The sequence below is a fragment of the Tahibacter soli genome, assembly GCF_025717065.2.
Lineage (GTDB): Bacteria > Pseudomonadota > Gammaproteobacteria > Xanthomonadales > Rhodanobacteraceae > Tahibacter > Tahibacter soli.
Window position 1 is genome coordinate 52631 of record NZ_JAOVZO020000001.1, and the last position, 12575, is coordinate 65205.

12 protein-coding genes are annotated in these 12575 nt (G+C 57.1%); 9 read left to right on the forward strand and 3 right to left on the reverse strand.

The features are described from left to right. The first annotated feature begins 138 nt into the window (after nt 1-138). From OD750_RS00270 to OD750_RS00280, 3 genes are all read left to right on the forward strand, one after another. Nucleotides 139-366, forward strand: coding sequence for a hypothetical protein (locus tag OD750_RS00270; protein ID WP_263544395.1), 228 nt, complete (start codon nt 139-141; stop codon nt 364-366). A gap of 110 nt (nt 367-476) precedes the next feature. Next, nucleotides 477-752, forward strand: a complete 276-nt coding sequence (locus tag OD750_RS00275; protein ID WP_263544396.1) for a hypothetical protein — start codon at nt 477-479, stop codon at nt 750-752. Between the two features lie 511 nt (nt 753-1263). Further along, the gene (locus OD750_RS00280; RefSeq protein WP_263544397.1) at nt 1264-2829 is read left to right on the forward strand and encodes a hypothetical protein; all 1566 of its coding nucleotides are present in this window, start codon (nt 1264-1266) and stop codon (nt 2827-2829) included. A gap of 261 nt (nt 2830-3090) precedes the next feature. Here OD750_RS00280 and OD750_RS00285 read toward each other — a convergent pair whose 3' ends face one another. Further along, complete coding sequence (locus tag OD750_RS00285; protein ID WP_263544398.1) at nt 3091-3612, reverse strand: hypothetical protein; 522 nt, start codon at nt 3610-3612, stop codon at nt 3091-3093. Between the two features lie 532 nt (nt 3613-4144). On the opposite strand from OD750_RS00285, the gene OD750_RS00290 reads away from it, so the two are divergent. Then, complete coding sequence (locus OD750_RS00290) at nt 4145-4534, forward strand: DUF6573 family protein (protein ID WP_263544399.1); 390 nt, start codon at nt 4145-4147, stop codon at nt 4532-4534. A gap of 1017 nt (nt 4535-5551) precedes the next feature. On the opposite strand, the gene OD750_RS00295 is transcribed toward OD750_RS00290, so the two are convergent. Together OD750_RS00295 and OD750_RS00300 are read right to left on the reverse strand one after the other, a co-directional pair. Beyond that, on the reverse strand, nt 5552-5788 hold the full coding sequence (locus OD750_RS00295) for an immunoglobulin domain-containing protein (RefSeq protein WP_263544400.1): 237 nt from the start codon (nt 5786-5788) through the stop codon (nt 5552-5554). Between the two features lie 44 nt (nt 5789-5832). Then, on the reverse strand, nt 5833-5997 hold the full coding sequence (locus tag OD750_RS00300) for a hypothetical protein (RefSeq protein WP_263544401.1): 165 nt from the start codon (nt 5995-5997) through the stop codon (nt 5833-5835). Between the two features lie 155 nt (nt 5998-6152). On the opposite strand from OD750_RS00300, the gene OD750_RS00305 reads away from it, so the two are divergent. From OD750_RS00305 to OD750_RS00325, 5 genes are all read left to right on the forward strand, one after another. Then, nucleotides 6153-6512: a BrxR family helix-turn-helix transcriptional regulator gene (locus OD750_RS00305; RefSeq protein ID WP_272841715.1), complete on the forward strand. Its 360-nt coding sequence runs from the start codon at nt 6153-6155 to the stop codon at nt 6510-6512. An 8-nt stretch (nt 6513-6520) separates the two neighbouring features. Next, nucleotides 6521-7018, forward strand: coding sequence for a BrxR family transcriptional regulator (locus OD750_RS00310; protein WP_272841716.1), 498 nt, complete (start codon nt 6521-6523; stop codon nt 7016-7018). 198 nt (nt 7019-7216) lie between these two features. After that, complete coding sequence (locus tag OD750_RS00315; protein ID WP_263544403.1) at nt 7217-7498, forward strand: integrase core domain-containing protein; 282 nt, start codon at nt 7217-7219, stop codon at nt 7496-7498. Nucleotides 7499-8238: 740 nt separating this feature from the next. Beyond that, nucleotides 8239-9555 (forward strand): Eco57I restriction-modification methylase domain-containing protein, encoded by a 1317-nt coding sequence (locus tag OD750_RS00320; protein WP_272841717.1) that lies wholly within the window; start codon nt 8239-8241, stop codon nt 9553-9555. A 70-nt stretch (nt 9556-9625) separates the two neighbouring features. Then, nucleotides 9626-12358, forward strand: a complete 2733-nt coding sequence (locus OD750_RS00325; RefSeq protein WP_263544406.1) for a hypothetical protein — start codon at nt 9626-9628, stop codon at nt 12356-12358. Nucleotides 12359-12575: the final 217 nt, after the last annotated feature.

A 12575-nucleotide genomic window follows, 5' to 3' on the forward strand; every position in this document is an offset into this window, starting at 1 on the left:
CTCCTTCTGGTTCAAGTGTGTGGATCTTGAGTGCGCTCGGCCCTGGTTTGGGCTTGTTCGTCTGAATTCCGATAGGTTTTGATTGGTGTACTATAATTCGTTGTGGACTATAAAAATTCGTCCACGGGAGCGTAAAATATGGCCACAACCATGTTTTTTGAAGGTGAGCTAGTCGACAAGGGCGGTAAGCAGAAAAATCGCATCCACCTGGAGTTTGGGCGGTCATCCTACTATGACGGCGAGAGCCTGATTTACATTGCTATCAACGGCGAATGGGTGATCCTTGACGAAGCGCAGGGGCGGGAGGTTTATGAGGCTATGGACAACCTTGGGGGGTACTTAGGCTACGACAGAAAGCCGCGCTAAAGTCGCGCTGCGAACGAAAAGTGCTGGGCACAATAAAAAACCCCACCAAAGATCTTGGCGGGATTGAATTATCTCGTAGTCAATAAAAAATGATTCTTAAGGAGCTGGAGATGAGCAGCCTTTACAGTAATTTTGATCCAAATTTCGTTTGCACTACCAGGATTACGCGAAAGAGTGCGAAAGGAACGGAAAACGAAGTGGTTGAGGTTCAGACGGTAACCGGGCAATTGTCGAAAGTTTCACGCATTAATGAAAAAATCGAGCCGACAATATGGGAGGTTCATCATAAGAGAATAAATATTCGCGGCAAAGTTGAAACTATCTCTGTCGAAACCTTTGATAGCGTAATTGCTGCAAATGCGAGATTCGCAGAGATCGAGCGATAGTGCTTTCTGTGTTTGCGAGTACTGCATACCCATTCTTCAATCTGCAGTTGATCTGCAAAGGCTCTTTGGGATGGGCTCGCCCTGATAATCGATGTAGTTCAGCGAATCAGTCGCGAAATTCGTAACCAACAGGGCAGTCGTGCAGGTAGACGCTTGCTGTTCCTTTTTCTGCCCCTCTCCATCGCAAATCGCAAACAGAGAGCGCCGCGTCGGCCAGATCACGAGCTTCGTCTGGCGAGGCGCGCGCGAGCAAAGAAACGTAGCAGGCGAGCCACAAACCTTTTCGGCTCGTGTCACCATTCAGGTTCGGCGTCGCAACTGGCAGGGTAGATGGGGTAGGCATAGTTACGCTCTCGCGGGACCATGAACGTAGCAGGTTTTCGAGGGCGCGCAAGCCGCTCCTTCCGACTTCGGCCATGCCAAATTCGATATTGCTTTCCACAGGGGCGAGTGGTGTTCCCGCACTGCCTGCACTATCAGTTGGAATTCCGTTCAGGACTATGGGCAAGGCATGGACGAACGCGTCGCACGTCTAAAGACATCCCAGGACGCCTGCAAATTTGCGGTGAACGCCCGACAGAAGGGACGTCCGGACCTGGAAGCAGAAGCCCTGCAGCGCGCCAGCGAACTGAAGGCCGCAGAGGAGGGCTACACAAGCCCGGCGCAGCAGGCGATCGCGCTCGCCTTGTATGCCTACGAGGACGAGCAAAGCCGCAGGAAGGGTCGCACCTCTCGTGCGCACCGAACCCGCCGAATGCTGAAGGAATACGGCGTGCTTGCTGCTGCCGAACGCATGGTGCTCACCCGGAAGCCGTCCACGGGCTACGAAGTGCTCGAAGAAGCGGGGCTGCAGGAACTGAGTTTCGAGTCCATCATCGACCGGTTCCCGACCGAGTTCTCGCCCATTGCGGTGGAGGCCGCGCGGGCTCGGCTGGAAGGCCGTCCTCCGCCGCCAGGGGCGCGAGCGGCTGCCTTGCTGTCCGAGCCGTCGGCCGCAGCGGCTGAAGAAGAACTTCCCAACCCTGACCCTGTGTTCGACGACGAAGCACGGATGTTCCTGGAGGGGTTCATGGACCCCGGTGCATGGTCCCTGGCGGGTTGGCTGCCGCTCTATCGGGCGACCGTCCAGGCCATTGACCGAGCACTGTCCGAAGGCCGTCCTCAAGACACGTTCGAAACCCTGTGGCGCAACCAGGACAACGCCATCAGCCACGCAGGGCAGGGGCTGTTGAAGTACGAGACCGTGGATGCGATGCGCGACGAGTTCGTCCAGGTCATTCGCGACATCCACGAGGACGGCAGCCCGGCGAACTTCGAGCGCATCGTGGAACGGTTCGAGGGCTGGAGGGCCGAAGGTCGCATCGGCATGGTGCCGCGCCTGCTCATCGCCCGTGCCTTCGCTGGGATACACCCCGAGCGCTACCACACGACGGTCGATGCGACCCGGCAGAACCAGGCGCTGGACTGGTTCGCGACGCACACCGGCTTCGTCGTTCCTCGCTCGACCAGTTGGGCGGTGCGGGCCCAGGCACTGACCGCACATTTGGACCGAGCCGGCGTCTTTGAGGACGTCTTGGCCCGCAACATCTTCCCGTGGTTCGTGGTGGATCAGTTGCGCGCCCGCACCATGCCCCCTGGCATCCCGCCAGGGCATACGCCGCGGCCGGAGTTGGCGCTTGTCGACCTGCCGCCGGCGCGCCGCGTGATCGTGTTGCGGCACAACGCCGTGCAGACGGCTTTGTTTGCTTGGTTGGCGGCCGAATTCGGGAATCAAAACGTGTGGACCGAATACCCGACGGGGACGGGCGGTTATGCCGATGCGGTCGCGCGGCGTCCCGATGGCCGCTGGCAGGTCTACGAAATCAAGATTGCCGACACCGCCGGCGAGGTGGTCCGACAGGCTATGGGCCAACTGCTCGAATACAGTTTCCGGACGGGTGGCCTGGAGCCGTTGAAGCTGGTGGTCGTTGGCGAGCCCGTGTTGGACGGCATCACTGGCCGCTTCTTGGCGCGCCTCCGCACGGACTTCCATCTGGACATCGACTACCTGCGGATCGAAGTGCCGGCCCTCACATAATCAGTCGCCACTCTAAACAAACTTGCCGCGAATCGACCAATCGCCAAAACCAGCCCTCACGCTCGGCTTTTACGGTCCGCACCACGCGCAGGCCCGCGTACTCGGCGCTGTATTCTTGTGTGCTGCGCCAACTGCGAGTGTGCGGTCAGCGCATGCCGATGACCGCGCGATGTTCACCGCACCTGTGGCGTACTTGCCGATATCGGTTGCCTGGGCGGCGAGGTCGGCTTCCGCATTTACGCGACGGATACCGACGAATTGTCATGTTGCGCTCATATGCAAATCGCTCTGCTGCTCAAAAGGTGGAACTCCATCCCGCATGCAGATAATCAGATAGATTGCCGCCACGCCATTGAGGAATCGCTCGCGCGGATTGATTGGTGCAGGACCATTGACCTGAAATCGCTCATAGATTTTCAGTCGCGAGAGATGGTCAATCACATCAGCGTGGTCAAACGCCAATGACTCCATTGCCTTATGAGCGAACCAATTCCTGATCTTGATGAGTACTTTTAAATCATCTCTCTCCGCCGGAGAAAGCAACCCTAGCATGGTAGCCGCATCTGCCAAGACACTCCATCGGCCCGGAGGCGCAAGTACTTTGACCATCTCCGGCGAATGAGTTCCAACAATATTGCTTATGCGTTCGTTTAGCAGTTCCTCTATTACACACATCGAGAGAACTGCTACCCCACGATCCGATTCAGTCCTGAATGCATCTTCGAATTGTGCAAAATGGGCATATGCATCGGGATGGCCTGGATAAACCTGCTGTCCTCGCATAGTTTCCTCCTGTCGATTTCAGTAGCGCATTACAAACCGCGCATGCAATGCGGTAAATCCCGCTTTTCGGCTGAGTGAAAACGGCGAAAGCCTTCATCGGAAGCCGCGGAGCGCGCTCTACAGCATCAGCATTGCAAATATGTTCGACGCGAAGGGCCATGGTGTCCGGGTAGGCAACCGATGCCGGGCCACGGGCGCCTGGGTTCCGCGCAGAAGCGTTGTTATCACATCCGGCGTTAAGGTGAGAATGAGGCTTTACACGCGCGGTCATTCACGTCTGCGCCGCGAGTACGGGGGCTAAAGCCAGCTACGAAGGTAGAGCACCCCTCACGCTCGGCTTCCCCGGTCAAGGGCCGGCTCCCGGCCCGAGTCGTCGCTCCCTTCGTTCGCTCCAGCCCGCGCCAGCCGTGGGCCTGCGCCGGCCTGCCGCCGCCGCTCCCTTGACCTCGCCTCGCTCCGGGCGGGGGTTCGCCCATTCCGGGCATCGGGACCCCGATGCCCGGGGACCGAGCCAACCGATAAGGAGCGAAGCATGTTTACCGACGCCGATGTGATTCACACCTACACCCGCCGCGAGGCCCTGGACGACGGAGTGCTCATGGATGCGGGTTCCGCGGCGAGCGAGGCCGGGTTCAAAGTGCCGGTCGCCTTGACCGCGAAAGTCTGGGCGACCTGTGTCAGCTGGAGCACGGACGAGAGAACGCCGCAGGACGAATCGGGCCGACTTTGGGATGTCGTCTGGATGGCTTCGCTGGCCGCCCGAGCGGCAGCCCGCCGGGGCGATTCCGGGCGAGTCGAGTTTCAAGTATTGGTCGTGCCACGAGGCGGTCGCCGCCCTCTTTTAACCCAACTGGCTCTCCTCATCGGTCAGGGCGATCAGGGCGAATGCGTCGCCACCATCTTGACCCCCGACGAAGACTGACTGACGCGGGCGAGGAGGGGTACCGGCGGCCACCTCGCCGCTGGTAGCATCCCGCCCGCTCGCACAAAAGCTCGCACAAACGCCTCGCACAAATGAGGCCGGAAACTGCGACCGCTCAAAGGCTTACGGGTGCAGGGATTCGGACCAAGTACAACTGATCCTAGTCTCCCAGCCAAAACAAAAAGGGGCGCCCCAAAAGGGCGCCCCTTTTTGTTTTGGCGTGGGGAGACCAGGATCGAACCGTCAGGTTCGACGAAATCGGCAGGACAGCCGATTTCGAACAGCGGAGCGAAGCGTAGCTGGCCCCGAAGGGGCGGCGCACATGGATGTGCGCCGTATATCCTGGTCTCCCGAAGCAAGAGCGCCCCTTCCGGGGCGTTCTCGCTTCTAGCGTCAGGTTGCGTCGACGCAGAACGAAGACGAGGCTGGTTCGACGAGTTCGGCAGGAAAGCCGAAATCGAACGGCGGAGCGAAGCGGAGCCGGCCCCCGAAGGGGGCGGCGCACAGGGATGTGCGCCGTATATCCTAGTCTCCCGAAGCAAGAGCGCCCCTTCCGGGGCGTTCTTGCTTCTGGCGTCAGGTTGTGTCGATGCCAAACGAAGACGGGGGCAGGTTCGACGATTTCGGCAGGAAAGCCGAAATCGAATGGCCGAGCGAAGCGTAGCCGGCCCCGAAGGGGCGGAGCACAGGGATGTGCGCCGTATATCTTGGTCACCCAGGAGGCGGAATGCCTCTACCGGGGCGTTCCGGCTCCTGCATCAGGTTGAGTCGACGAACGAAGAATGGCAGGTTCGACGATTTCGCCGGGAAATGCAGTGCCGCTGCTTTTCGTCAGTCTTCGTAAAGTCCATCAAGCAGTTGCTCGTCTTCTGAGAAGTGAAGCAGTTCAGGGCTAGTCAGAGCCAGCGGCTTGAGAATCAAATCCTCAACTGTCCGCGGAAGTGGGGGTCACACCACTTTCGGACGGCGCTAGGGCGTTGCCCCAGACCCCGCCTCTCGGCGCAAACCTGCACAAGGTCAGGCCTGTTGTTGTGCGTATACCAGCAACTGCCAGCGAATTGCCCCCTGGGACACTCCATGCTGCTTGTGGTTTTGGGACGGCAACGGATTTCCGGCGTTCGAGGCGATCTCATCTCCGCAGCCGGTGCAGCGGTAAATACCGGAATGCGGCGTGGCGGTTCCCGGTGTATACGTCGCATCAAAAGCAACATCTTTGGAATGAATCAGATGGTTCCCGTGCTTGTAGAGCGCCATATCTGTCTCCAAAAAAGCCCGGCGATCAGCCGGGCTCTGGTTGCTTACTTTTCCTGGAAGTGGTGGTTGTTCTTGCTCGGCGGGAAGGTTTTGTCCTTTTCGACGTAACGGTCAAATTCCGTGCCGGCGTACTTGTCGTCGGGGTCGTGATACTGACCATAGGTAGCGGACTTGGGGCAGGTGTCGCCAGACCAGTATTTCTTTGCCATGAGGGGTCTCAGAAAATAGTTGCTATGAGCGATATGCAGCATAGCGTTTGTGCCGTTTCATGGCACAAAGTGATAGAAACTATATTCATATGGATTCCGCGTTGCAACTGACCATACAATGGCCTTGAATTTTTCCTCGGAAGTAGCTGATTTCTATGCAAACTGAGCAATTGCGCTGGAGCGTGATCCAACGCCTGGCCTTCATCGAGCAGCGCTTGTATTGGGAAGGCCGCCTTCAGAAGGTGGACTTGATGGAGCACTTTTCGATCTCGCTACCCCAGGCGAGTGCCGACATCGCCCAGTATCAGAAGATGTTTCCGGGAAACATGGGCTATGACTTAGGGGAAAAAGCGTTTACGCCCAGCTCCGCGTTCCAGCCGGCTCTGACCACGCCTGATGCTCGTTCTTACCTGAGCCAGTTGCTGCTGCTCGCGGACGACGCCATGGATGCCAAGAGTTCGTGGCTGGGGTCTGTGCCCCCCATGCAGCCATCCCGAAGGTCCGGCGTCGCCTGAATCCTGAGGTGTTGCGCTCCATCGTAAGAGCGATCCGAACGAAGAAGGCGCTAGAGGTCGTGTACCAATCCTTCAGCTCGCCTGAACCTACGGCGCGTTGGATTGCACCGCACGGACTGGCATTTGATGGGTTTCGTTGGCATGCGCGTGCATGGTGCTACAAAAATTCAAGTTTTATAGATTTGGTTCTTGCGCGATTTATCAGTATTGGATCTTCCCGGGCAGCCGAAATAGATGGTTCTGTTGATCGTCAATGGAACGAGATTGTTGTAGTCAAGTTAGCCCCGCATCCGGATCTTCCAGATGCTCACAAGCGCGCTATTGAACTTGACTATGGAATGGAAAGAAACGGATTCATCGCCGTGCCGATGCGGATCGCCTTGTATTACTACTTTGAGCGTCAACTCTGCCTGGACATTGATGCCCCTCCAGCGCGCAAACAGGTTGTGGTGACCAATCCTGAAGAGGTCCAGGCGGCAATTTCTGGTCAATCTGATTCGACTTGACGGAAAATCAGCAAAGGGCTGCTTGATTCTCGTTTAGTTTCCAATAGCTTGACTCGGCATGCCCGTCTACCGCGCCAGCCTTCGTCCCCTGTCGCGCTCGGATGGCCGGGCACTCCCGGTCGAACGGTCAATACCCCTCAAGCGCTGCCATTCGAAAGTAGAGACTGACGTTCCTGCCAACGCCGTCGTAGCGAAGCGGTGCAGAAATGGGCGAGTACGAACGGTGTTGCGTGGCAATTCATCGAGCCGGGTTGTCCGGCGCAGAACGCGTACGTGGAGCGATTCAACGGCACGTTTCGAGTCGAAGTCCTCGACGCGAACCGCTTCCAGACACTGCGCGATGCGCGAGAACAAATAGCGCATTGGATACCGATCTACAACGAGCAGCGATCACACAAAGCCATCGGCAACCTGCCGCCAATGGTCTTCAAGCAGCGATGGCAGGAACGTCAGTCTCTACTTTCGATTGGTAGCGCTTGAGGGGTATTGACCATCTATAGGCGTTCTCTTCCATGTCATCCTAGAATAAATGCATGATTTTAGAAGTCGCTATTGAACGATACCGACCTACGTTACGCTTGTCGGGAGGCGGTCTCACTTTGTAAGATCGATCGATCGCCTGATTGCTGAAATGCGCTCGTCCGGAGAGGCTTGCGGCAACCTCGAGCATTCCCTCTTCGGCCCTCCTCTTTCGACAGGTTCGACGCTGGCACTAGCGATGTCCGTGGCAAATATAGTGACTTTTGTGGACTGGCCGAATAGTTTCGAAGGCAGCTGCCTAGCGCCATGATCATCCCTGACGCTCGCCTCAAATTCTTTCGACGCGTGAAGTCGATCAGGACCTCCACGGGCGACGATCCTGATGCCGGTAGGATCATTCGAGCGATCCTTCATCTTTGGCAGGCACGCAAGTTCCCTGAATTGAAATCTGCGCGTGTGCCTTGGGGTACAGCAGCTTACGTCGCTGACCCCGCGGTCGAGGAGCTTGCGGATTGGGTTAGTCGCCAATCGTTTGGAGATGCCGCGTACTGGATTGCGACGGCGTACGCACTCTTAGTCGACAAGCATACTCGGTCAGAACGCGCCTTGTTCTTCACGCCTCCAATTCTGGCGGACAGGTTGATAAGCAAATTGGTAAGCGCGGGCGCCGATTTAGTAAAAAAACTTGGCACGATCCCGCTTGCGGAGGTTCCGCGTTTCTTGTTCCACTCGCTCTTCGGATGATGAAGGGACTCGAGGAGACCAAGCTCACGGCCAAGCAAAAACTGATCTCGATCGAGAATGCTCTTAGTGGAAATGACATTGACGCAGAGCTGCTCCATCTATCGGCAGCACTTCTTGAGATGGCGACATTTCCACTCATCAGGGAGTCGGGCTACACGCCGACGTTCAATCTGACGATTGGGGACGGCCTGCTTGCTGCCGGATCAGGACCGTATGACACGGTCATTTGCAATCCCCCCTATCGAAAGTTGAAAGCCAATGAGGTTCATGGCTATCGCGAAGCACATCGCGATGTCATCGGAGGTCAGCCAAATATCTACGGGCTTTTCATAAATCGCTCGTTGACTCTTGCAAATCCGAATGGCTTGATTGGCCTTCTAACACCGACAAGTTTCCTATCTGGTGACTCGTTTTCGAAACTGAGAGCGAAGCTTCTAAGGAAAGCCAATGTACTGAGCGTCGATATGCTTGGAAACAGAAAGTCGATGTTCATCGACGTTCTCCAAGAGACGGCAATCACCCTACTCAGGCCCACGGAGGCTGCTCGCGCCGACGCTACGACTCAGATTGTGATCCTCACGGACGACGGAGAGTACCGAGATATTGGAAGATTTCCCCTGCCAAACTCGGGAGGCCCTTGGCCGATTCCTCGGAGCGCAGACGACGCGGCACTAGTAGCTGCCGCCGAGCGTGGTCAATACACGCTCGCGGACTATGGGTACGTGGCTCGCGTCGGCAGCCTTGTGGCCTACAGAGACAAGCGCCCGCGCTTTGCCAAGCGCCCTATTGATCCGAAAGGGCGCCTCGTTGTTCCGCTTGTCTGGGCCACCGACATTGCTCCGAATGGGGCGTTTGAGCATGGGCGGCAACATCGGTCAAGAAAGAGCAGCCCCTTTGTGCAGATCAATGGACTCAATGAGGCAGGAGTAGTCAAGGTCAGATCGGTTCTCTTGCAGCGGCTTACATCGAGTGATCAGCGCAGTCGACTGATTGCAGCTCCGATTTCACCGACGTGGCACACAGAGAACAAAGCGTACGTTTGCGAGAACCATGTCATCGTACTTGAGCCGTCGGATCAGGCGGCCGTTTCAGTTGAACTCATGGCCGCATTACTCAATACGAACGCCATTGACCGCGTTTTTAGAACGATTTCAAGCGCTACAAATGTTGCTTTGTCGGAGCTAAATGTTCTGCTCCTACCCGCCCCTAAGGCTTGGATTGCGGCAACTAGAGAGACGACAGATTTTGAAGCGGCCGCGAGAGCCGCGTATGAGGGCAGTGTTTCCTCGACGAAGAGCGGGGTGAAGCCGTGAAGGGGGGCGGAGCTCCCCGGGAGGGTCGCAGCTGCAAAGCATTCGCTCGGCCCAAGAGCGAAAGGCAAGGATGGCTGCGAGCCTGCTGGGAAAGGCCAAGAGCCAGGAGTCGCCGACAGAAGAGAGTAGGAAGTTGGAGCCGAAGCAAGAGAAGGCTCCAAAAGTTGCCTACCGGCTTCCCGTCGTTGATCGCGCCAGCCTCGGCTTGAGGCTGAGAACGGACGACGTTGATGTTGAGGTCCGCCCAATAATCGCGATCGAAGGCGTGGCCGGCCATCTAATCAATTCCTCCCGGACACGTCATTCTTCCTTCCTATTGCTTTGGCCTGGCTCGCTGCGTTCCCTAACGTTGGCGCACGCCGTAGGCACTGCGTCGCTGTGGCAATCAGGGAATAAGCAAGGGCTGAGGACGATGATCTATCCGGCGAAGGCCAATTTCCTGCATGCGTTGAACCACGCGCACTTGGACAAGTCTGATCTTGTGAAGTTGGCGCTCGATCTGTACGAAAACGCCCAAAAGGCTAACCCAAGAGTCACTGTTTCCTTCCGGGAGAAGGATGCACTCTGGCTTTCCCTCAATAACATCAAAGCGAGCGATGCGGAGCGAGTTCACCCAAGCCTTGCAGAGCTGATCCCACACTTCTTCGCTGATTCTGGTTTCGAAAAGTGGCAGACCTGCGACGGCGACATGCTGCGGCACGTCAAGAGCAGCCTAAAATCTGTGAAGGACAAGCGTCTGTTGGGGAGTTTGGCGACTCAAAGTCTGAGCGAGCCAGATACGGCACCAGACGCCATATTTGCCCTGAGTTGGAGGGCGACGCGCCAAGACATCAGAAATGCGTTGCGCGCCTTGGAGAGGGCGCGGAGGCCAGACGTACTTCTGGTTGATCTGACGAGGGCACTGCGCAAGAAGAATCCGGGATGGAAGGCCAACGCCGTCATGTTCCTTGAGTGCGCGCGCAAGGCTTGGCCAGTCGACACCCCGCCCGTGGTTTTTGTTTCCGATGAGCCGTGGGTGCGCGGCCAACTGCAGCGTCAACTGCTAAAGGCCTCTGTCAAGAAGAGCGATATCCACACCTGGCTAAGTGATGCGGACGTGCCTCTGTATGGCGAGATATGTACGCTCGGCATGGACGGGCTGCTTGAATCTCGCCTCCCCGAAGCAGACAAGCCCTCGGCTAAGGAAATACAGGTAGCTATTACAGATACGGAGGCAGCGGAACTTGTCGCGCAAATCGAGAAGCTGAGCTCCGAACTTGCAGAGGAGCAGTGGATCAGGGCTATAGAGGCGGCTTCTTCCTACGTGGAAACGCTCACTGCTCTGCCGTCGAGCACGAAAATGCTGGTGGCATGGCTTGGCGAGGCAGATGTTCCAATGGCAATCAGGCAGAACTACGCCTGGCCAGTCTATCGATCTCGCCTGGAACAGATCCTCAATGATCCGACGTTTCGGAAGCGAGCGGCACTGAAGCGGATCATTGACCGTGGAAATGCGCTTTGGGAAAACTACTCCAACGGGACACCACTAGCTCGCAAGTTGGCTGACCTGATCGAAGAGCATACGCGAGGCCATGAGAAGTGCAGAGTGGTATTTACTAGGCCAACTGCGAGGCGTCTGGCGGAGCGGTACTTTGAGGAGTACGACGGCTATCCAGAGGGCGCCGGCTTCGAAGTGCTCCGTGACTGCGTTAAGTTCATGGTTTCCCGGGAGCTGGAAACCGAGCTCAAATACGCATCCGGCGACACGCTTATCTTTGCCGGACTAGACGAGGAGTCGCTTCGAACGCTAATACTTAGTGACCGCATTTCGTCGCCAACCTACGTACTTCTAACCCGCCGCAATGCGGCTTACCTGAAGGCAACTCTTCGAGCAATCGACAAGACGGCCGGATTCGATCTCCTTCGGCCGCGAGTCGGAGCAGTTCTGCGTCAACTGCCCGAGTTTCCAGCGGGCGAAGAGAAGACAATATTCACCCGGGCAGACTTCGTGCTCCCAACGTTCTCGTTCGAGCAGGGACTTGCCGCGACATTTTCTGATTGTGACGAGCAAGACAATTCCGCATGGGAACTAATTCTTGATAGCGGCATTACCGTTCGCCGCAATCCCCACTCAAAGCTTTACCTCTACGACCCCTCCCAATCACATGCCGTAACTCGAGGATTCAGGGCTGTCGACGTCAGCACGTTAGAGGCGGGCGACCACGTATTCGTGATGTCATTCGAGCTCCGCGAGCTGACAGAGTCAGCCCTAAAGGCGGCCGGTGCTCCGATTTCCAACGACAAGCATTTCGAGAACGACCTGCGCAAGTATCACGATCGCGTCGGTGAGCTCGTTGCACAAATCCCCGGTGTCACGCTGACTGACAAGGCGAGAAGCATCCAGCGAGCATTGGAAGAAGCCCTGGGTGACGCGGTGAATATGCCGGCCGAAGGCACGCTTAGAAGTTGGTTGGATGTCGAGAGATTTCGCGGCCGTAGTTTTGAGGACGCTAGACCAAGTGCCCCTCGTGTTGAACCGCACTTCCGAGCCCTCGCCCAAGCCATTGGCCTGGATGCCTTCGAGGCGACGTATTTCTGGAGAGTAGTGATCCAACCGCTGCGCGGCGTCCGAAGAGCCGATGGCCGACGAGTCTCTGACGCATACTCAGATTTGTTGCTTGAACCTGAGTCGATCGAGGTACACGGCCGGCTAAGTCATTCTGTCGTTCAGGATCTCTACGCACGAGCCAAAGACAACGTTCATTTGATCGAGGCGATTAACAAGCCTCAAGGGGGCGTGCCGAGTGACCGGTCCAACAACTAGGGTAGACCCGAACTCAATCGCGATGACCCTGAAAGAAGCGGTCGTTGATTCATTGATCAACGTCACCTATTCGCGAATCAGCGGTCGTGGCTCGGAAGGGGATCAGGTTTTTGGGGCAAGGCCTCGCTCCGTCTTTGTATCGGGATTTCTACTCCCCCACTGCTGGACCAGGGGCCTGGTGACGAGGTTACCCAGCCGATTCGCATCAATGCTCACG

Coding starts and splice junctions, on each gene's coding strand:
- OD750_RS00270 (WP_263544395.1), top strand. CDS start 139: ATGGCCACAACCATGTTTTTTGAAGGTGAGCTAGTCGACAAGGGCGGT.
- OD750_RS00275 (WP_263544396.1), top strand. CDS start 477: ATGAGCAGCCTTTACAGTAATTTTGATCCAAATTTCGTTTGCACTACC.
- OD750_RS00280 (WP_263544397.1), top strand. CDS start 1,264: ATGGACGAACGCGTCGCACGTCTAAAGACATCCCAGGACGCCTGCAAA.
- OD750_RS00285 (WP_263544398.1), bottom strand. CDS start 3,612: ATGCGAGGACAGCAGGTTTATCCAGGCCATCCCGATGCATATGCCCAT.
- OD750_RS00290 (WP_263544399.1), top strand. CDS start 4,145: ATGTTTACCGACGCCGATGTGATTCACACCTACACCCGCCGCGAGGCC.
- OD750_RS00295 (WP_263544400.1), bottom strand. CDS start 5,788: ATGGCGCTCTACAAGCACGGGAACCATCTGATTCATTCCAAAGATGTT.
- OD750_RS00300 (WP_263544401.1), bottom strand. CDS start 5,997: ATGGCAAAGAAATACTGGTCTGGCGACACCTGCCCCAAGTCCGCTACC.
- OD750_RS00305 (WP_272841715.1), top strand. CDS start 6,153: ATGCAAACTGAGCAATTGCGCTGGAGCGTGATCCAACGCCTGGCCTTC.
- OD750_RS00320 (WP_272841717.1), top strand. CDS start 8,239: ATGATGAAGGGACTCGAGGAGACCAAGCTCACGGCCAAGCAAAAACTG.
- OD750_RS00325 (WP_263544406.1), top strand. CDS start 9,626: ATGGCTGCGAGCCTGCTGGGAAAGGCCAAGAGCCAGGAGTCGCCGACA.